This is a genomic window from Aeromonas sp. R5-4, from assembly GCF_040908215.1.
GTDB lineage: Bacteria > Pseudomonadota > Gammaproteobacteria > Enterobacterales > Aeromonadaceae > Aeromonas > Aeromonas veronii.
Genome location: NZ_JBFODG010000001.1, coordinates 46,314 through 65,617, shown reverse-complemented (window position 1 = coordinate 65,617; position 19,304 = coordinate 46,314). Strand labels below are relative to the sequence as shown.

Below are 19,304 nucleotides of genomic sequence, written 5' to 3'. Positions count from 1 at the left end.
GCGTGCTCTCTACACTAGCCAACAATTTCAGCCACTTGGCACTGCGCATCACCTTGAGCGCGCGGGCCCGGCGGCGGGTTTTGTGGCCGTCCATCCCAAGATGGCGGGCGCAGGATCCCACTAATAACAACCGGAAGCCATGTATGAATGCTCTCACCGCGGGCGGTCACGCCCTTCGTCATGACTGGACCCTCGCCGAGGTTCAGGCCCTGTTTGCCCTGCCGTTCAACGATCTGCTGTTTCAGGCCCAGACCGTCCACCGCGCCCACTTTGACCCGAATGAAGTGCAGGTGAGCACCTTGCTCTCCATCAAGACCGGCGCCTGCCCGGAAGATTGCAAATACTGCCCCCAGAGCGCCCGTTACCACACCGGGCTTGAGGCCGAGCGGCTGATGGAGGTGGAGAAGGTGCTGGAGCGGGCCCGCGAAGCCAAGGCCAACGGCTCGTCACGCTTTTGCATGGGGGCCGCCTGGCGCAACCCCAAAGAGAAGGACATGCCCTACATCATCCGGATGATTGAGGAGGTGCGCGGGCTCGGCATGGAGACCTGCATGACGCTCGGGATGCTCACCGCCGATCAGGCGGCGCGTCTTGGCGCTGCGGGGCTCGATTACTACAACCACAACCTCGATACCTCGCCCGAGTTTTACGGCGAGATCATCTCTACCCGCACCTATCAGGATCGACTCGATACTCTGGAGCATGTGCGCGGTGCCGGGATGAAGGTCTGCTCCGGCGGTATCGTCGGCATGGGCGAGCAGGCCAAGGATCGGGCGGGCCTCTTGATGGCGCTCGCCAACCTGCCGCGCCACCCGGAGAGCGTGCCAATTAATATGCTGGTCAAGGTGAAGGGCACGCCGCTGGAGGATCAGGAGAACCTGGACCCGTTCGAATTTATCCGCACCATCGCCGTGGCACGGATCATGATGCCCGCCTCCCACGTGCGCCTCTCCGCCGGGCGGGAGAAGATGAACGAGCAGATGCAGGCCATGTGCTTTATGGCCGGGGCCAACTCCATCTTCTATGGCTGCAAACTGCTGACCACCCCCAACCCGGACGAAAACAGCGATATGCAGCTGTTCAAGCGGCTCGGCATTCGCCCTGCCCAGCGGGCCCAGAAGCCGGATCAGGTTCAAGAAGAGGAACTGCTGGCCGAGGTGAGTCGCCAGAGCGAGCCCACCGAGATGTTTTATGACGCCACCCGCCCCCGTGCAGGGGCTGCGCGGTCATGAACGGCCCTGCAGTAACGGGCCCTTTTGTGTTGGGCACAGCGCTGGCCGAGCGCGAGCAGGTGGGTCTGCTGCGCAACCGCATCGCGACCGACGGGGCGAGTGGCGGGCGGCTCAGGGTTGCAGGGCGCGAATACTTCAACTTTTCCGCCAACGACTATCTGGGACTGGCGGATCACGGCGCCATCAAGGCCGCCTTCAACGCGGGGATTGAGCGTTATGGCACGGGCTCCGGCGCCTCGCCGCTGGTGACCGGTTACAGCCGTGCCCACCAACAGCTTGAGGAGACCCTGGCCGAGTGGCTCGGGGTGGAGGCGGTGCTGCTGTTCAACTGCGGTTTTTCGGCCAATCAGGCGGTGCTCAAAGCCCTGCTCGGCAAGGAACATCTGCTGTGGCAGGACAAACTCAACCACGCCTCTTTGCAGGAGATGGGCAGCCAGCTCCCTTGCAAGATGAAGCGCTTTGCCCACAACGATATGGCGGCCCTTGAACGGCAGCTTGAGCCAAATCGCGGGCTCATCGTCTCGGAGGGGGTGTTCAGCATGGACGGGGATCAGGCCCCCTGGGGTGAACTCGCGGCATTGGCAGCCCGGAGCGGCAACTGGCTGATGATCGACGATGCCCACGGCCTCGGCGTGCAGGGGCCCGAGGGGCGCGGCACTCTGGCTGCGCAGGGGGTTCCTCCTGCCAGCGTACACATCCAGATGGGCACTTTTGGCAAGGCGCTCGGGGTTGCCGGTGCCTTTGTCGGCGGCAGTCGCGAACTGGTGGAGTATCTGGTCAACTTCGCCCGCCACTATGTCTACAGCACCCATATGCCCGCCGCGCAGGCTTGCGCGGTCAGCAAGAGCATCGAACTGGTGCGCGCGGCTGATGAGTCCCGCGCCCATCTTGGCCAGCTGATCGCTCGCTTCCGGCAAGGGGCAGAGGAGTTGGGTTGGCAGCTTGGCGCGAGCAACACCCCCATCCAGCCGCTGCTGGTGGGGGAGAGCAGTGTTGCCCTGCAACTGGCAGAACGGCTGCGCGAATGCGGCGTCTGGGTGAGCGCCATCCGCCCGCCCACTGTGCCGGTCGCTACGGCCCGGCTGCGCATTACCCTGAGCGCGGCTCACCGCGAGCAGGATGTGGATCGCTTGCTCGATGCCTTGGGGGTCTGCCCTGCTGTGACAACGGTTGGGGAGGCTTGCCATGGCTGAGCGTTTTCAAACGGTCGACAAGGCGCAGCTTGCTCGCCGTTTCGGCGCCGCCGCTCGTCATTACGATGCCCATGCCCACTTTCAGCAAGAGGTGGGTCAGGCGCTGCTGGAATGGATGCCAGACAGGCTGGTTGGCACTGATCTGACGGTGAGCGGGCTGGATCTGGGCTGCGGCACCGGCTTTTTCTTGCCCCAACTGGCGAATTGTTGTCACCAGCTGGTGGGGCTGGATCTCGCCCCCGGCATGCTGGCGCAGGCCGCCTTGCGTGACAGCGGTGCTCGCCTGCTCTGCGGCGATGCGGAGCAGCTTCCTTTCGCCGATAACACATTCGACTGGGTTTTCTCCAGTCTGGCGTTGCAGTGGTGCGAGCGTCCGGCCCAGGCTTTTGGCGAGCTGCTGCGGGTGGTCAAACCGGGCGGCCAGATCTTTTTCTCGACCCTGCTCGATGAGTCGCTCTGGCAGTTGCGAGCCGCCTGGCAGCAGCTTGATGGTCGCGCCCATGTCAATCGCTTCCTCAGCCTGCCACAATTGGAGCAGGCGCTGGCGAGCGCCGGGGTATCTGCTCCCGAGCTGTGTTGTATCACCTGGGATCTCGCCTATCTTGAATTGCCGCAGTTGTTGCGTGATCTCAAGGGGATTGGGGCCAATCAGGTCAATGACAATCAGGGGAGTGCCGCCCCGGCCGGTCTGAGCGGTCGCGCCAGATTGCAGCAGCTGGCGCAGGCGTATGAAGCGTTTCGCCAGCCAGATGGCAGGCTGGTCGCCAGTTATCGGGTGTGCCTCGGCCGTCTCGGCAAGCCTCGCTGAGCGCCGGGAATCGCATTGTGTGCAGGGTAGTCAACGGGCCCTGCCAAGGAGAGAACCGTATGAAATCATTCTTTATCACCGGCACCGATACCGATGTGGGCAAGACGCTGGTGGCGCGCACCCTGCTGCGCGAATTTAGCGCACAGGGAATCAAGTGCGCGGGTTACAAGCCGGTCTCGGCCGGATGTGCCCGCACTCCGGACGGGCTGCGCAACCTGGATGCCGTTCTGTTGCAGGAGGCAGCGAGCCTGCCGCTGCCCTATGAGGTGGTCAATCCGTTCGCCTATGAGCCGCCGATTGCGCCCCACATCGCCGCCAGCGAGGCGCGCCAGCCTATCACCATGCAGGGGTTGAGCGAGGGGCTACGCAAGATTGAACAGGCCGGGGCCGAATTGGCGGTAGTGGAAGGGGCGGGGGGCTGGTATCTGCCGCTCGATCGCAAGCATCTGCTGTCGGACTGGGTCAAGCAGGAGAACATGGCGGTGATCATGGTAGTGGGGGCCAAGCTGGGTTGCCTCAACCATGCGTTGCTCACCTTTGCCGCCATTCGCAATGATCAGCTGCCGGTGGCGGGGTGGGTAATTAATCGGCTCCATGGTTCCATGAGCCATTATCAGGAAAATCTGGACACCCTGAGGGGCTTGCTGCCAGCCCCCTTCCTCGGCGAAATTCCGTTTATAAACAATCCGCTTGAAGCCGATTTGCAGGGGCGCCTCGATATCTCGCCGCTACTTTGACGGCATATTCAGCGAACATTCATCGAATCTCCCTAGAATGTCGACATTAACATGATCAGGTGGGGATCCCGAGTGATCCCCGGTCATGTCCCTTATCTTCACAAGGAGTCTATATGAAGCGAATTATGCTATTCCTGGTGACCAACCTGGCCGTCATGCTGGTGCTGGGGGTGGTACTCAATATCCTGTTCTCGGTTCTGGGGATCAACAAGTCCAGCATTTCCGGGCTGTTGGTGTTCTGTGCCGTGTTCGGTTTTGGGGGTTCCTTTATCTCCTTGCTGATGTCCAAGTGGATGGCCAAGCGCAGCTATGGTGTCCAGGTCATCGAGCAACCCCGTAACGAGACCGAGCACTGGCTGGTGAGCACTGTGGCCCGTCAGGCCCGCGAAGCGGGTATCAAGATGCCGGAAGTGGGGATCTACGACTCTCCCGAGATGAACGCCTTTGCGACCGGCGCCCGCCGCGATGATTCGCTGGTGGCGGTCTCCTCCGGCCTGCTCTACAGCATGAGCCGTGACGAGGCGGAAGCGGTACTGGCCCACGAGGTTAGCCACGTGGCTAATGGCGACATGGTGACCCTGACCCTGATCCAGGGTGTAGTGAACACCTTCGTGATGTTCTTCGCCCGGATCGTGGCTGGCGTGATCAGCAACTTCTTCAGCTCCAACAATGAGGAAGAGAGCAGCAGCACCGGCGGTTTTGCCTACATGATCACCGTGTTCGTGCTGGAGATGCTGTTCGGTATTCTGGCCTCCATCATCGTCATGTGGTTCAGCCGTCAGCGTGAGTTCCGTGCCGATGCCGGTGCCGCCAAGCTGGCCGGTCGCGACAAGATGATTGCCGCCCTTGAGCGCCTCTCCCGCGGTGCCGAGCCGCAGCTGGAAGGCTCCATGATGGCCTTTGGCATCAACGGCAAGCGCTCCATGAGCGAGCTGTTCATGAGCCACCCGCCTATCGAGCAGCGCATCGCCGCCCTGCGTGGTTGATCGATACTGAATGACGGGGGATGACCCCGAATAAAAAACGGCTGCCTTCGGGCAGCCGTTTTGCTTTTCAGCGTTCTTTAAAGCTTGAAGTGCCCCATTTCCTGGCGCAGTACCCGTGACAGCTGCTTGAGCTTTGCCGCCTCTTGGGACACGTGGCGGGCGGCATCCCCCGATTGCTCGGAGAGAGAGGTGATGTTGCCGACGGTAGAGACCACCTCGTTGGCGGCGGTGGATTGCTCGCGCAGGGTGTGGCTGATCTCCCCCATCAGGCCGGTGAGGTTGGAGGCGTGGCTCTGGATGCTGGCGATCGCCTCGCCGGTCTGGTTGGCCAGCGTGACCCCGCGAGAGACGTTGTTGACCGTGTTCTCCATGCTGCGGATGGAGGCATCCGCCCCGCTCTGGATTTTGCTAATCATCCCGGTGATCTGCTGGGTTGACGCCGCCGAGCGACTGGCCAGATTGCGCACCTCGTCGGCCACCACCGCAAAGCCGCGACCCTGTTCACCGGCCCGCGCCGCCTCGATGGCCGCGTTGAGAGCCAGCAGGTTGGTCTGATCGGCGATACCGCGGATCACCCCGATGATCTCCGAAATCTGCTGGGTATGGCCGTTGAGCTCGGAGATGGTGCTGGCCGCATCCCCCACAGTGGTGGAGATATTCTCGATGCTGCCAAGCGTCTCTTTAATGACCCCCGAACCCTCCTCCAGGGTATTGGCTGAGACCTTGCTCAGCTCGTCGGCATGGGTGGCGTTGTCGGAGAGGTGACTGATGCTCACCACCAGCTCCTCGATGGCGGCGGCCATGGTCTGTGTGCTGGTTTGCTGATCGGTGGCAAACTGGGCTGTCTGCTCGGCGATCTGGGCGATGCTGTCAGCAGAGTGGGACAGCTCCTCGGTGGAGTGGGAGACCTTGGCGATGATCCCCTTGAGGGTGGTCTGCATGCCGCCGAGCAGACCGATCAGGCTCTCTTTCGATCCTGGCGGCACCTTGATGGGGCGCGAGAAGTCCCCTTCCGCCATCATATGGAGATCGGTCTTGAGCTGTTCGACCGAGGTGCCCACCAGATCGAGCAGGGAGCGATAGGTGCGCCAGAGGAAGAACATCAACACCAGACCGAGGGCGATAAAGAGATAGCGCAGCATATCGGTATTGGCGATGGCGCTCTCGACCGCCTCATGGTTGCGCTGCTCCATCATCACGTAGAAGTCATCGATGGGGGACATGATGCGCCCTTTGTTCTGGTGATAGGCCTTATCATGCATCATGGCGATGGCTTTTTGCTGGTTGGCAACCAGGTCGCCATCGCTCTGCTGCACCAGTTTGAAGGCGGCGACCTCGGTGTTGACCAGCGCATCCGAGTTGTTTTTGGCCTCGTTCAGTTTGGCGAGCTCACCGTCGGTGAAACCGGCATCCTTCATCAGGTCGATCAGGCCACGGCGAACATTGCTGTCGGGGCGGGGATTCTGGCCGTTGGCGGCGACAAAGTCCCAGTAGATACGGTTGTAGCCATCCGGCCTCGGCTGTTCGCCGTTGCGAATGGCCAGGATCCGCATGTACTGCTGCTCGTAGGCTGGATCCTTGGTGATGACGTAGGTGCGCCCGAGTCGGGTCAGATCATCGGAGGATTGGCGCAGTTCGTCGGCCAGCAGGTAGGAGACATATTGTTGTCGATAACTCTCTTCCAGTTGTTTACCCGCCCAGCTGTAGGCGAAAAACACCAGTGACAGCAGGATCAGGGTGATGACTGATAGCAGCAGGTTGAGCTGAAAGGCGGGCTTGTTCTGTTCCATGGTATGGGCGTCCTTTCCCTATGGCTGAGTGTCGTATGGAGCATCGCCAAGTCAATGGCTGGCAAGGCTTTTTGCTCTGAGAGTATAGGAAGGGAAACTCACTGATGAAGGCCGTGGGGACAAATTAAGGGCGGATCAGCTGAACAAGTGTGGATAAAGATGACCGGGGTCAATTCCCCGGTCATCTGGGGTGGCGTGAGTTAATGCGGCCCGATCACCCGATCATAGGATGTCAAGGTCAGTGAGCGGCACGGCGCAGCAGGCAAGGATCTTGCCCTCGGCCCGCTCGGCGGCGGTGATGGCGGGGGCGTCGGGGTGATCCACCTCGCCCGAGATCAGCGTCTGTTTGCAACTGCCGCAGATTCCGGCGCGGCAGCTCCATGGCAGCTCTACACCTTGCTTGTTGGCCTGATCCAGCACAGTGCCCTGATTGTTGCCGGTAAAGGCTTGGGCGCCGATACGCAGTTGTACCGCCTGATGGGGGCGGGCCACCGAGAGAATGGCGCCGCCAAAACTCTCCTGTTTGATCCGTGCGGCAGGTACGCCGCGCGCTGCCACTTTTGCCGCCGCATCGGCCATAAAGCCGTGGGGGCCACAGATAAAGACCTCTTTTTCGGCCAGCCCTTTGATCAGTTGCAGATGCTCATCATTGAGTCGTCCTTGCAGCCCCTGCCAGTGATTGTCCGGCTGGCTCAGGATAATGGTGAGTGTCATGCCCTGCTGCGCCATGGCGTGCAGTTCGCTGGCGGCGGGAATGTCCGCTTCGCTGCGGCACTGGTGCATAAAGTGAACCTCTTCCAGCTCCCCGCGAAGGGCCAGGGTGCGGGCTATCGCCAGCATGGGGGTGACGCCGGATCCTGCGGAGAGCAACAGGAGGTTGCGCTCGGACCCTAAGTGAAACTCGCCTGCGGGGTTGGCGGCCAGCAGCCGATCACCCACCTGCAACTGCTGGTGCAGCCAGTGGGAGATGCGGCCACCCTCCACCTTTTTGACGCTGATGCTGTAACGCTCCGGGTGATCCGGCGTGGAGCTCAGGGTATAGCGCCGCAGGATCCGTTCATTTTTGATATCGAGACTGATGGGCAGATGCTGGCCCGGCAGGTAGTCGGGCAGGGGCTCGCCATCGGCTGCTTCGAACCAGAAGGTCTCCAGATCCCGCGCCAGCGGTTCGCGGGCCACGCAGACCAGCTCCCGCTTCTTCGGCGCGGCGGCGGGATAGACCACCGGACGGGTGCGCTCCAGTACTTCTATCTCGCTGCCTGCCTCAATCCAGCCCTCGTTCAGGGCGATCAGATTCTGACCGAAGTAGACCTCGCCATCCTCGCCACGGCGGTAGCGGGTGAGGGTGGCCAGCGGCTCTTTCAGGGCGTTGAAGCGATCGGTGCCTGCTTCCACCGTGGTCATGATGCAGCGGCTGCAGGGCTTGACCACCTTGAATTCCACCTCGCCGATGCGGATACGCACCCAGCTGTCCTCCTCGAAGGGCTGGGTATTGCTTGCCACCAGATTGGTGCGGAACTGGCTCATCTGGTGCAGCGCATCGGAGCGCAGATTGAGATCCTCAAGGGAAGCCTGGCTTATCAGCAGCAGCGGATAACCGTCGGCAAAGCTGACCCGGGTGCCGGTCTTCTCGCGAAAGCGATCCGAGGTTTCACCCAGCCAGAGCAGTTGCACCGTCTCCCCTGCCACCCGGCTTAGCCAGCCATCGGCTTTGGGGTCGGTGTGCAGGGCGGTGAAACGGTCGCTCCAGACTCCGGTAGCTTGCGGGGTGCGGCTGAAGTCGACCTCTTGCAGGGTGAGCGGTTCAAAGCCCGGATAGCGCAGTTGCAAGCCTCCTTCGATGGGGGTGGCCACGACCTGTTGCAGCTGGGGATGGGTACGGGCGGTGATAAAGGTGCCGTCCGGTTTGACCACCATGTAGCGGCGATCCCCTGCCAGTCCCTCTTCGGTCACCCGGGCGCGAGCCAGCGGCATACCTGCAGTCGATTTGATGGGGTAGAGGTGAATGCTGTCTAGCCTGGGCATCTTCATATCCTTGTGACGCGGCGCGATCGCCTGGAAAAAGGGGAACATAACGGTTCCCCGACGATCCGGCAATCCTTTCAAGGGGGCGGTCTATAGTTGGGAAAACAGAACAAGAGGGCATCGGGATGAAAATAAGCTGGTTGCTGGCGGGGAGCCTTTTTTGCCAAGGGCTCTGGGCGCAGGAGCTGACTCTGACCACGGGAGAGTATCCCCCTTACTGCTCCGAGACGCTGAAGTATCAGGGGCTGATCCCCCATGTGGTGAGCGAGGCATTCAGGAGTGAAGGGGTGAGCGTCAAGTTCCAGTTTCTGCCTTGGAAGCGGGCCTTTCGCTTGTCGGAGGAGGGGGTGGTGGATGGCACTGTCCACTGGTATGAGTCGAGCGAGCGGCGCAAAACCCATCTCTACAGCGATCCCATCCTGAGCGAGACCTACGTCTGGTTCTATCTCAAGTCCGATCCGCTGGAATGGCGCAGCTATCAGGATCTGGCGGATCGCAAGCTGGCTGCGGTCAGTGGCTATACCTACAATGCAGATTTTTTTGCAGCCATCGCGCAGGTGCCGCTGCAGGTGCAGTTCGTCACCCGGCTGCGCCAGAGCTTTGATCTGCTGCTCTCCGGCCGCGCCGACCTGACCCTGGAGAACATAGATGTCGGCTACTACTCCCTGCGTCAGTTCTACCCGGCCAGCACGGTCGATCTCTTTGCAACCCATTCAAAACCCGTGATGAAGGTCGAAGGTCACCTGTTGATCAGCCGCAAGCGTGCCAACGCTGACGAATTGATCAAAACCTTCAATCGGGGGCTCGCCAAACTGAAAGCCAGCGGTCAGCTGGAGAAGATGTTACTTGAGTCACGTTCTGGTCTCTATGAACCATAAAGTGCAACATTTTTTGATCCTGATTCGCTAATCAGTACAAAAAAGCGGCCATTATCGACTCAGTTCCCAGTTTCTAACGCTTTCGCTTCTTCCCCATCCGGCCACCGTCCGCCTCGGCTACACGGTATCAAGCGCCATCGGGTGGGGCCTGTCACACAAAAAGAAGAAAGCAATGTATGAGCAAACAACTGGACATGACCCCATTGCCGGATCTCTCCCTGAAAACGGGAACAGGCCCGGTGCGTACCCGGCTACCCGTTTGGCGGCCAGCCCTGCCACCCTGCAATCACGCCTGCCCGGCCGGAGAAAATATCCAGGCCTGGCTCTCTTTGGCGCAGGCCGGCCGTTTTGAGGCGGCCTGGCAGACCCTGACCGAAGAGAACCCCTTGCCCGCCATTCATGGCCGGGTCTGCTATCACCCCTGCGAGAGCGCCTGCAACCGCGGTCAGGTGGATGAATCCGTCTCTATCCATGCCATCGAGCGTTTCCTCGGCGACGAGGCGCTGGCCCGTGGCTGGCAGCCTGCGCCACCTGCCCCTGCCAGCGGCAAGAAGGTGCTGGTGATCGGTGCCGGCCCCTCCGGCCTCTCCTGCGCCTGGCACCTCAACCGGCTCGGCCATCAGGTGGAGATCCGCGAAGCCGGGCCGCTTGCTGGCGGCATGCTGCGCTTTGGCATTCCCGCCTACCGTCTGCCCCGCGACGTGCTGGATCGGGAGGTGGCCCGCATCGTGGCGGCCGGGGTGACCCTGACCCTCAACCACAAGGTGGAGGATGTGCTGCGTGAGCGCGACGAGGGGGGCTTTGATGCCGTCTTTATGGCCATCGGCGCCCATCTGGCCAAGCGGGTCGATATTCCGGCCCGTGAAGCGGGCAAGATCCTCGATGCGGTGAGCTTCCTCGAACAAGCCAGTTTGGCCGAAGAGCAGGGCTTACCGCCCCCTAAACTGGGACGACGGGTGGCGATCTACGGCGGCGGCAATACCGCCATGGACGCGGCCCGCACCGCCCGCCGTCTCGGGGTCGAGGAGGCGATGATCATCTACCGCCGTGACCGGGATCATATGCCCGCTCACGCCTTCGAAGCCGACGAGGCCGAGGAGGAGGGTATCAAGATCAACTGGCTGCGCAGCATCCGTCAGCTCGACAACACCAATATCGAGGTGGAGGTGATGGCGCTGGGTGCCGAGGGCAAGCCGGTGCCCACCGGCAAGTTTGAAACCCTCGAAGCGGACTCCCTTATTCTGGCGCTCGGTCAGGAGGTCGACCTATCGGTGCTGGAGAGCATCCCCGGCGTGCGGGTCAACAAGGAGGGGGTCGTACAGGTGGCGGGCAACCTGATGACGGATGTGCCGGGTCTGTTTGCGGGCGGCGACATGGTGCCCTCCGAGCGCACCGTCACCATCGCCACCGGCCACGGCAAGAAGGCGGCGCGCCATATGGATGCCTGGCTGCGCGGTCGCCACTACCACAAACCGCTCTCCTACCCGCTGGTGGGGCCGGAGCAGTTGCAACTCTGGTTCCAGACCCACGCCTCGGCCAGCAGTCAGCCGGTCAAACCGGCGTGGGCGCGGGATGACTTTGGCGAGATCATCGGCGGGCTGGATGAGGTGGCCGCCCGTTACGAGGCGGCGCGCTGCTACTCCTGCGGCAACTGCTTCGAGTGCGACGGCTGCTACGGCAGCTGCCCCGAGCAGGCCATCGCCAAGCTGGGGCCGGGCAAGGGGTATCAGGTGGATGCCGAGCGCTGCACCGGCTGCGGTGCCTGTCACGACCAGTGCCCTTGTCACGCCATCGAGCTGCGCCAACCGGAGGAGTCCTAATGAAACATGAACTGATCATGGTCGACGGCAACGAAGCCGCGGCCCGGGTGGCGTACCAGCTGAGTGAAGTGTGTGCCATCTACCCCATTACCCCGAGCTCGACCATGGCAGAACTGGCCGATGCCTGGGCGGCGGAGGGGCAGACCAACCTGTGGGGCAACATTCCCACTGTGGTGGAGATGCAGAGTGAAGGGGGGGCGGCCGGTACGGTACACGGCGCCCTGCAGGCGGGGGCGCTCGCCACCACCTTCACCGCCAGTCAGGGGCTGATGCTGATGCTGCCCAACATGTACAAGATTGCCGGTGAGCTGACCTCGGCGGTGTTCCATGTGGCGGCCCGCTCGCTGGCGGCGCAGGGGCTGTCGATTTTTGGTGACCATCAGGACGTGATGGCGGCGCGCAGCACCGGCTTTGCCATGCTCGCCTCCGGCTCGGTGCAGGAGGCGCAGGACTTGGCCTTGGTTGCCCACAGCGTCACCCTGCAGTGCCGGGTGCCCTTTATCCACTTCTTCGACGGCTTTCGTACCTCCCACGAGGTGAACAAGATCACCGCCCTGCATCGGGATGAAATTCGCGCCCTTATCGACAACGACTGGGTACGCGCCCACCGTGCCCGGGCGCTGAACCCGGATCATCCGGTGATGCGTGGCACAGCCCAGAACCCGGATACCTATTTCCAGTCCCGCGAGAGCGTCAACCTCTTCTACGAAGCGGTTCCGGCGCGGGTGCAGCAGTGCATGGACAATCTCGGCGAGCTGACCGGCCGCCACTACCGGTTGGTTGAGTACCACGGCGCGCCCGATGCCACCGACGTCATCGTGCTGATGGGCTCGGGGGCGGCTACCGCCCGCACCACAGTGGATTGGCTCAACCGGCAGGATCGCAAGACCGGGGTGCTGGTCATTCGCCTCTATCGCCCCTTCCCGGTACAGGCGCTGCTCGACGCGCTGCCCGCGAGCGTGCGGCGCATGGCGGTGCTGGATCGCACCAAGGAGCCGGGGGCGGGCGGCGAGCCGCTGCTGCTGGATGTGCAGAGCGCCCTTATCGATGGCTTGCAGCGCGGCCTTATCAAGCGGTTGCCCTGGCTCAGTGGCGGTCGCTACGGCCTCTCTTCCAAAGAGTTCACCCCCGCCATGTGCGCGGCGGTGTTCGAGGAGTTGGCATCCGATGCGCCGCGCCCGCGCTTTACCGTGGGGATAGTGGATGATGTATCGGGCCTCAGTCTGGCCTGGCACCCTATCGGCGATCTGGAGCCCGCCAGCCGGGTGCGGGCGCTCTTCTTCGGCCTCGGCGCTGATGGCACAGTCGGCGCCAACAAGAACAGCATCAAGATCATCGGCGAGCTGGAGGGCTTCCACGCCCAGGGCTACTTCGTCTACGACTCCAAGAAGTCGGGCTCGCGCACCGTCTCCCACCTGCGCTTTGGCCCCGAGCCTATCGACGCCCCCTGGCTTATCGAGCAGGCGAGCTTTATCGGCTGCCACCAGTGGGGCTTTGTCGAATCGGTGGATCTACTGGAACACGCCGCAGAAGGGGCGACCCTGCTGCTCAATGCTCCCTATGAGGCGGACAAGGTGTGGGGCCAGCTACCCGAGCGGCTGCGCGCCCGTGTTCGCGCCCTCAATATCCAGCTCTACTGCATCGATGGGGATCGGGTGGCCGAGCAAAACGGCATGGGCAATCGCATCAACACCATTATGCAGACCTGCTTCTTCGCCCTGGCCGGGGTGTTGCCACGGGACGAAGCCATTGCGCTGATCAAGGAGAGCATCGAGAAGAGCTATGCCCGCAAGGGGCCCGAAGTAGTCGAGCGCAACTTCGCGGCGGTGGATGACACCCTGGCCCATCTCCATCAGGTGGCCATCCCGGCCGGTGAGGAGCAGATCAGCGACTATCCGCTGCCATTGGCTCCCGGCGGCAGCGAGTTTGTCCAGCGGGTCACCGGCGAGATGCTGGCTGGGCGCGGCGATCTTATTCCGGTCTCCATGTTGCCGGTGGATGGCACTTACCCCACCGCCACCAGCCGCTTCGAGAAGCGCGATATCGCCCGCGAGATCCCGATCTGGCATTCGGATATCTGCATCCAGTGCGGCAACTGCGTCTTTGTCTGCCCCCACGCGGCGCTGCGGGCCAAGTTCTACCATCAGGACTGGCTGGCGACCGCCCCCGAGGCAGCGCAGTCGGTGCCCGTCACCGCCAAGGGCTTCCCCGACAGCCGCTACACATTGCAGCTCTATCCGGAGGATTGCACCGGTTGTGGTCAGTGCGTGCAGGCCTGTCCGGTGCGGGCTGGGGCCGATGAGGAACACGAGGGCGAGCGCGCTATCGCCATGATGGACAAGGCCCCCCATCTGGCTGGCCAGAAGCAGGCACTGCGCTGGTTCGAGAGCCTGCCGTGGCCTGCCCGCGAGCGGGTGGACTTCTCTACGGTGCGCGGTGCCCAGTTCCTCGAACCCCTGTTCGAGTTCTCCGGCGCCTGCGCCGGTTGCGGTGAGACCCCCTATCTCAAGCTGCTGACCCAGCTGTTTGGCGATCGCATGCTGGTGGCCAACGCCACCGGTTGCTCCTCCATCTATGGCGGCAACCTGCCGACTACGCCGTGGGCCAAGAACGGCGAAGGGAAGGGGCCAGCCTGGTCCAACTCCCTGTTCGAGGACAACGCCGAGTTTGGCTTTGGTTTTCGTCTCACCGCCGATCAGCATCACGGGCAGGCGGTGGCGGCCTTGCAGGCGATGAAGGGTGAACTGGGTGAGGCATTGGTCGAGTCGCTTATCAACGCTCCGCAGCGGCTGGAGTCGGAGATCCGCGCCCAGCGTACCCGGGTCGCGCAAGTGCGCGAGCGGCTGGAGGAGGTGAAATCCGGCAAGGCTCGCGAGCTGCTCTCCTTGATTGATCAGCTGGTGCGCCGCTCGGTCTGGATCATCGGCGGCGATGGCTGGGCTTATGACATCGGCTCGGCGGGGCTCGATCATGTGCTCGCCTCCGGCCGCGATGTGAACGTGCTGGTGATGGATACCGAGGTCTACTCCAACACTGGCGGTCAGATGTCGAAATCGACCCCGCTCGGCGCCGTCGCCAAGTTCGCGGCGGGAGGCAAGACGCTGGCCAAGAAGGATGTGGCGTTGCAGGCCATCTCCTACGGCAACGTCTATGTTGCCCGCATCGCCTTTGGTGCCAACCCGCAGCAGGCGCTGCAAGCGTTGCGTGAGGCCGAAGCCTATCCGGGGCCGTCGCTTATCATCGCCTACAGCCACTGTATCGCTCACGGTATCGATATGGAGTTTGGCCTGACCCAGCAAAAACGCGCCGTGGCCTCCGGTCACTGGCCGCTGATGCGCTACAACCCGGTATTGCGCAGATCGGGGCAGAACCCCTTTAGTCTTGACAGCCTGCGCCCCTCCATTCCCCTTGCTACATACCGGCAGGAGGAGACCCGCTATCGGGTGCTGGCCCAGAGCCATCCGGAGGAGGCGCAGCGGCTGATGCAGGTGGCACAAAAGGTGGCGTGGCAGAAGTGGGCCACTTACGAGGAGATGGCCACCCGCGAGGCCAGCCATTTCCATCCGCCGGTGTAATGATAGGGTGAGTGAAATATAACCAAGCGGGCCAATGGCCCGCTTTTTGTATTGGAAATACACGAATTGTTCTTAGGAAAAACGCATTTTGTCCGATGGTAAGTACCGTTACAGAATCATCACGATATTGATCAAAATAACAAATTTATTGATATGTAAGCCCCAAGTGGGCATTATTCACATATGAAATAATTTTAATTCATCTATTCTATAAACAATATTTGTATTTGGGGAGAGGTTATGAGACTAACAGTTCCAGAATTAAAAATTAATGATGGTGAAGGATTTTCAACAGAAAAAGATTTGTTTAATAGAAAGCAGTTTGGTGACCGACTTTATAATTTGATAATTAATTCTGATGAGAATTTGGTACTGGCCTTGGATGCTCAATGGGGTGAAGGCAAAAGCACATTTATAAAAATGTGGTCTGGTGAAAATAAATATAAGCAAGAGCCACCTCTTGAAACAATATATTTCGATGCATTTGAAAATGATTACCAAAAAGAACCATTCTTAGCTCTCGCCTCAGAAATATATGAGTTACTAGAGGACAAGGCTGAAAGTAAGAAAGTAGAGTTCAAGCAAAAAGCAGCTCAGGTTTTTAAAACTTTTAGTCGGGGGATGATTAAAACTGGTATTCGGCTAGGTACTGCGGGTCTACTTGATGGATCGATTCTCGATCAAGCTGAAAATGATATTTCTACATTGGTTTCTGAGCAAGTAGATTCCGTTATTGCATCAAAGTTTGAGAGTTCTAAAGCAGATAAATTAGCATTGAGCAATTTCAGAGAGTTTTTATCAGATATAGCGATCAATCATACACCTGGACAACGCATAGTTTTTGTTATTGATGAGCTCGACCGTTGCAGACCTGATTTTGCATTAGACCTACTTGAGAATATTAAACACCTATTCTCAGTATCAGGTATCACATTCTTGCTTGTTATGAATAGAAAGCAATTGGAGGAGTCGGTCAAGTGTCGATATGGCAATGGAATTGACTCTGTTACATATCTACAGAAATTTATTAATGTTTGGCTATCTTTGCCTCGTACATCTGGAAAATATCGGCAAGATGATGGAGTATTATATCTAATGAATTCATTTAATTTAATGAAGGAAGGGCAATCTATTCAAAATCAGAATACTATACTCGTACTAAAGTCATTGGTGAGACATTTAAAGCCATCATTGCGTGATATAGAGAGGATGTTGACCTATTTTGCGATCATTGAAAACTCTTGTAATGAATCTATGAATGAACTTTATCAGAGTGTGATGGCGACAATTTGTTTCATGAAAGTAGCTAATCCAAGGATACTGGATGCAGTAATTAGTAAGCGCGCTAATGTTCGAGAATTACTTGATTTTCTTCAATTGTCTAATGGTTCGGATCACTCAGAGGAGTATACTTTGCAGTATTTGGCTTCAGCGATAGAATTTGATCTTTCCTCTGAAGAACGTAGGGGAGAAATAATTGCGGCTAAGGTGATAAATCCCCCGTATGGGTATCAATCAGGCCAAGTTTTTGATTATTTTTATCAGATGTTGAATAACATTCAGCCCGTTAGGTGATGTGCATATTTAGTAGTTCGAAATGCATTGTTGAATATGACATTTATCTATCTGCAGGCCAAGGCTTCCTTTTCCTACCAAGGCAGGTAAGCTGCGGGGCAAATAGCGTCAAGCAGGAGAAGGGACGATGACAGAACAACATATCGCCGGGACGATCGGCATTCTGGGGGCGGGGTGGCTGGGGCTGCCGCTGGCGCGGGCCCTGCTGGCGGCAGGCAAGTCGGTGGCGGTGACGGTCAGTAGCGCCGAGAAGGCGGCCCGTTTGCAGGGGGAGGGGTTCAACGCCCATTCGCTGACCATCTCTGCCAACATGGGCTCTGCCGAGATGCCCGTCGCTGATCAAAAAGCGCCGTGGCCCATCCCCTGCGAATCGCTGGTTATCTGCGTACCGCCCAGCAAGACCGATGACTATCCGCAGGCGGTGGCAAAGACCTGCGCGTTGACCAAAGCAAGCGGCACCCGGCGAGTGCTGTTTGTCAGCGCCACCTCGGTGTGGGGGGCGGGGCAGCAGGAGGGGGAAGAACCCCAACCCCGCCATGCCCGTGGCGAGCGGATGCTGGCGGCGGAGCAGGCGGTGCTGGCGGCCGGTTTCGAGGCGGTGATGATAGTGCGCCCCTCCGGCCTTTATGGCCCGGATCGCCATCCCGGCCGTTTTCTGGCGGGCAAGACCCTGGATGGCGGCGCCCAGTCGGTCAATCTGGTCCATCTGGACGATGTGGTGGCGGCTTGCATGCTGCTGCTGGAGCGGGGCAAGGACGGGGATGTTTTCAACCTGAGCGCGCCTGTGCATCCGCGCCGCGAGCAGTTCTACCCCTTTGCAGCCCGCCAGCAGGGGTTGCCCGTGCCGATCTTTATCGAGCCTGCCGGTGAATTTCAGCCCATCGACGGTCAGTTGATTTGCCAGCAGATGGGATTCAACTATCGCTGGCCCGATCCGGCCCACTGGTTTGCCGAGCTCGCCGCCTCGGACAATTGAGGTTTGCCAAGGGGGTGATCGCCCCCTATCATGCCGCCATCCATGAGAGAGAGGCGGTAATGATGGTAGATACAAAACGTCACCCCGATGGGGAGTTGTTGCTGAGAACCCTGGCAATGCCAGCCGATACCAACCCCAATGGCGACATCTTTGGTGGCTGGATCATGTCCCAGATGGATATAGGTGGGGGCATTATGGCCAAGGAGCTGGCAAAAGGACGTATTTGTACCGTATCCGTCGAAGGCATGACCTTTCACAGTCCGGTCAAGGTGGGCGATGTGGTCTGCTGCTACGGCCGCTGCATGAAGATCGGCCGCAGCTCCATGAAGCTCAAGCTGGAGGTGTGGGTCAAACCGGTACTGCGGGAAAACGATGCCCAGCGCTACTGCGTGACCGAGGGGATCTTCACCTATGTCGCCATCGACGAACAGGGCAAATCCCGCCCGGTTCCGGTGAGTGCCTGATTAAATCAGCCGGGCATTGATGATGGATATTTCCTGCTCAAGCCCGGTTTTTTGCCGTATCATGCGTTCCAGCATCTCTTCCGAGCCCACATATTGCAGGGTGTCAAACAGGCAGAGATCGCATTGAGGGTCCCGTCTTATCTGATAGACGGTGGACAGCTCCACTTGATGACAATTTCCTTGTTGATCATAAAACGTCACGTTGTACCGAAGTTCTTTCGCCATGAGACAAGGTCCTTCTGGTTGGGTGGAACAGGGACTATCAGCTTAGTCGGCGTGGATGACGTTTGTGATGGTCGCAACAAAAAGCAAAGGCGGGCGGTTGTTAGCCAATGAAAAATAGTTATCGCATTCTTGGCACCTCCCTGCTGACCCTGGGGTTGGTAGGCTGTTTTGAGGTGCCTGATCAGAACCATCTGGTCACAGCTCAAGGGATTGTGCCGGGACTCGACTGCCAGCGTCCGCCGCTGGTGGCGTTGGCGACCACGGCGCTGCCCCGTGAATTCGGGGTGACGGTGTGGAATCTCTACAAGGGCCAGCGCAAAAACTGGCGCGAAGGGATGGACAGTTATGCCAAGGGGCAGGATCTGGTGCTGCTGCAAGAGTCGGCCACCCGTCCCGAGATGCTCGACTGGCTGCGCGCCGGTGATTTCCAGTGGCAACAGCTGCAAGCCTTCACCCAGGGCGGCGTCTCGTTCGGGGTGATGACGGTGGCCAAGACCCCGCAGGCGTTCGTCTGTGGCGTGCGCTCCCCCGAGCCCTTGCTGCGCATCCCCAAATCCGGACTGGTGAGCCTCTATCCGCTGCAGGGCGATCCTGACGGCGTCATGGTCATCAATATCCATGCGGTCAATTTTGAGCTGGGGATGGCCACCTTCCGCGAGCAGCTCAACGATTTGACTGCCTTGGTGCGCCGCCATCAGGGGCCGGTGATCCTGGCCGGTGATTTCAACACCTGGAGTGACAAGCGTCAGTTCTGGTTAAGCAAATTGGTGGACGAGCTGGGTCTGCAAGAGGCCGTGCCGGTGCCTGATTTGCGCCGCACCGCCTTCGGTCGCCCGCTGGATCACCTCTACTACCGCAATCTGGACCTGGTTGAGGTGAGTTCACCGGCCACCGACAGTTCGGATCACAACCCCATCATTGCGCGCTTTGCCGCCCAGTCTGTAACTCCCTGACAAGAGATGGTGCGAGTTCCGCTCATAAAAAAATCCGGCGCCTGATGGCGCCGGATTTTTTATACGT

General features: G+C 59.9%; 15 protein-coding genes. 12 read left to right on the top strand and 3 right to left on the bottom strand.

Annotated elements, in window-relative coordinates; all coding sequences use genetic code 11:
* Window positions 1-143: 143 nt before the first annotated feature.
* From bioB to htpX, 5 genes are all read left to right on the top strand, one after another.
* A complete protein-coding gene (gene bioB / locus AB5Y83_RS00270) occupies window positions 144-1,232 on the top strand; it encodes a biotin synthase BioB (RefSeq protein ID WP_124929797.1) in 1,089 nt (362 codons plus the stop codon).
* A complete protein-coding gene (bioF, locus tag AB5Y83_RS00265; RefSeq protein ID WP_236366742.1) occupies window positions 1,229-2,425 on the top strand; it encodes an 8-amino-7-oxononanoate synthase in 1,197 nt (398 codons plus the stop codon). Before bioB ends, bioF begins: the two co-directional genes overlap by 4 nt.
* Window positions 2,418-3,233: a malonyl-ACP O-methyltransferase BioC gene (bioC, locus tag AB5Y83_RS00260; protein WP_368174473.1), complete on the top strand. Its 816-nt coding sequence runs from the start codon at window positions 2,418-2,420 to the stop codon at window positions 3,231-3,233. Before bioF ends, bioC begins: the two co-directional genes overlap by 8 nt.
* Window positions 3,234-3,292: 59 nt before the next feature.
* Window positions 3,293-3,970: a dethiobiotin synthase gene (gene bioD / locus AB5Y83_RS00255; RefSeq protein ID WP_005337893.1), complete on the top strand. Its 678-nt coding sequence runs from the start codon at window positions 3,293-3,295 to the stop codon at window positions 3,968-3,970.
* A gap of 113 nt (window positions 3,971-4,083) precedes the next feature.
* Window positions 4,084-4,956 carry a protease HtpX gene (gene htpX, locus AB5Y83_RS00250; protein ID WP_005337890.1) on the top strand — a complete coding sequence of 291 codons (873 nt, stop codon included), beginning with the start codon at window positions 4,084-4,086 and terminating at the stop codon, window positions 4,954-4,956.
* Between the two features lie 77 nt (window positions 4,957-5,033).
* Here the strand turns inward: htpX and AB5Y83_RS00245 are convergent, their stop codons facing one another.
* Together AB5Y83_RS00245 and AB5Y83_RS00240 are read right to left on the bottom strand one after the other, a co-directional pair.
* The gene (locus tag AB5Y83_RS00245) at window positions 5,034-6,746 is read right to left on the bottom strand and encodes a methyl-accepting chemotaxis protein (RefSeq protein WP_139732452.1); all 1,713 of its coding nucleotides are present in this window, start codon (window positions 6,744-6,746) and stop codon (window positions 5,034-5,036) included.
* Window positions 6,747-6,968: 222 nt separating this feature from the next.
* Window positions 6,969-8,819, bottom strand: coding sequence for an MOSC N-terminal beta barrel domain-containing protein (locus tag AB5Y83_RS00240; protein WP_368174472.1), 1,851 nt, complete (start codon window positions 8,817-8,819; stop codon window positions 6,969-6,971).
* A 77-nt stretch (window positions 8,820-8,896) separates the two neighbouring features.
* On the opposite strand from AB5Y83_RS00240, the gene AB5Y83_RS00235 reads away from it, so the two are divergent.
* From AB5Y83_RS00235 to yciA, 6 genes are all read left to right on the top strand, one after another.
* Window positions 8,897-9,649, top strand: a complete 753-nt coding sequence (locus AB5Y83_RS00235; protein ID WP_368174471.1) for a substrate-binding periplasmic protein — start codon at window positions 8,897-8,899, stop codon at window positions 9,647-9,649.
* Window positions 9,650-9,825: 176 nt separating this feature from the next.
* Entirely contained in the window at window positions 9,826-11,469 is a 1,644-nt protein-coding gene (locus AB5Y83_RS00230) for an NAD(P)-binding protein (protein ID WP_368174470.1), read from the top strand.
* A complete protein-coding gene (gene nifJ / locus AB5Y83_RS00225; RefSeq protein ID WP_368174469.1) occupies window positions 11,469-15,044 on the top strand; it encodes a pyruvate:ferredoxin (flavodoxin) oxidoreductase in 3,576 nt (1,191 codons plus the stop codon). Before AB5Y83_RS00230 ends, nifJ begins: the two co-directional genes overlap by 1 nt.
* 240 nt (window positions 15,045-15,284) lie before the next feature.
* Entirely contained in the window at window positions 15,285-16,619 is a 1,335-nt protein-coding gene (locus AB5Y83_RS00220) for a P-loop NTPase fold protein (protein ID WP_368174468.1), read from the top strand.
* A gap of 127 nt (window positions 16,620-16,746) precedes the next feature.
* Complete coding sequence (locus tag AB5Y83_RS00215; protein ID WP_368174467.1) at window positions 16,747-17,595, top strand: NAD-dependent epimerase/dehydratase family protein; 849 nt, start codon at window positions 16,747-16,749, stop codon at window positions 17,593-17,595.
* A 59-nt stretch (window positions 17,596-17,654) separates the two neighbouring features.
* Window positions 17,655-18,059 carry an acyl-CoA thioester hydrolase YciA gene (gene yciA, locus AB5Y83_RS00210; RefSeq protein WP_005337875.1) on the top strand — a complete coding sequence of 135 codons (405 nt, stop codon included), beginning with the start codon at window positions 17,655-17,657 and terminating at the stop codon, window positions 18,057-18,059.
* Here the strand turns inward: yciA and AB5Y83_RS00205 are convergent, their stop codons facing one another.
* Entirely contained in the window at window positions 18,060-18,284 is a 225-nt protein-coding gene (locus tag AB5Y83_RS00205; RefSeq protein WP_005344394.1) for a hypothetical protein, read from the bottom strand.
* 107 nt (window positions 18,285-18,391) lie between these two features.
* Between AB5Y83_RS00205 and AB5Y83_RS00200 the strand changes: the two genes are divergently transcribed.
* On the top strand, window positions 18,392-19,237 hold the full coding sequence (locus AB5Y83_RS00200) for an endonuclease/exonuclease/phosphatase family protein (RefSeq protein WP_019445438.1): 846 nt from the start codon (window positions 18,392-18,394) through the stop codon (window positions 19,235-19,237).
* The last annotated feature ends 67 nt before the right edge of the window (window positions 19,238-19,304 follow it).

What these genes read in the sequence shown, in the direction of transcription:
- bioC (WP_368174473.1), top strand. Translation starts at nt 2,418, where the DNA reads ATGGCTGAGCGTTTTCAAACGGTCGACAAGGCGCAGCTTGCTCGCCGT.
- AB5Y83_RS00240 (WP_368174472.1), bottom strand. Translation starts at nt 8,819, where the DNA reads ATGTTCCCCTTTTTCCAGGCGATCGCGCCGCGTCACAAGGATATGAAG.
- AB5Y83_RS00245 (WP_139732452.1), bottom strand. Translation starts at nt 6,746, where the DNA reads ATGGAACAGAACAAGCCCGCCTTTCAGCTCAACCTGCTGCTATCAGTC.
- AB5Y83_RS00235 (WP_368174471.1), top strand. Translation starts at nt 8,897, where the DNA reads ATGAAAATAAGCTGGTTGCTGGCGGGGAGCCTTTTTTGCCAAGGGCTC.
- AB5Y83_RS00220 (WP_368174468.1), top strand. Translation starts at nt 15,285, where the DNA reads ATGAGACTAACAGTTCCAGAATTAAAAATTAATGATGGTGAAGGATTT.
- yciA (WP_005337875.1), top strand. Translation starts at nt 17,655, where the DNA reads ATGATGGTAGATACAAAACGTCACCCCGATGGGGAGTTGTTGCTGAGA.
- nifJ (WP_368174469.1), top strand. Translation starts at nt 11,469, where the DNA reads ATGAAACATGAACTGATCATGGTCGACGGCAACGAAGCCGCGGCCCGG.
- htpX (WP_005337890.1), top strand. Translation starts at nt 4,084, where the DNA reads ATGAAGCGAATTATGCTATTCCTGGTGACCAACCTGGCCGTCATGCTG.
- AB5Y83_RS00215 (WP_368174467.1), top strand. Translation starts at nt 16,747, where the DNA reads ATGACAGAACAACATATCGCCGGGACGATCGGCATTCTGGGGGCGGGG.
- bioD (WP_005337893.1), top strand. Translation starts at nt 3,293, where the DNA reads ATGAAATCATTCTTTATCACCGGCACCGATACCGATGTGGGCAAGACG.
- AB5Y83_RS00200 (WP_019445438.1), top strand. Translation starts at nt 18,392, where the DNA reads ATGAAAAATAGTTATCGCATTCTTGGCACCTCCCTGCTGACCCTGGGG.
- bioB (WP_124929797.1), top strand. Translation starts at nt 144, where the DNA reads ATGAATGCTCTCACCGCGGGCGGTCACGCCCTTCGTCATGACTGGACC.
- AB5Y83_RS00230 (WP_368174470.1), top strand. Translation starts at nt 9,826, where the DNA reads ATGAGCAAACAACTGGACATGACCCCATTGCCGGATCTCTCCCTGAAA.
- AB5Y83_RS00205 (WP_005344394.1), bottom strand. Translation starts at nt 18,284, where the DNA reads ATGGCGAAAGAACTTCGGTACAACGTGACGTTTTATGATCAACAAGGA.
- bioF (WP_236366742.1), top strand. Translation starts at nt 1,229, where the DNA reads ATGAACGGCCCTGCAGTAACGGGCCCTTTTGTGTTGGGCACAGCGCTG.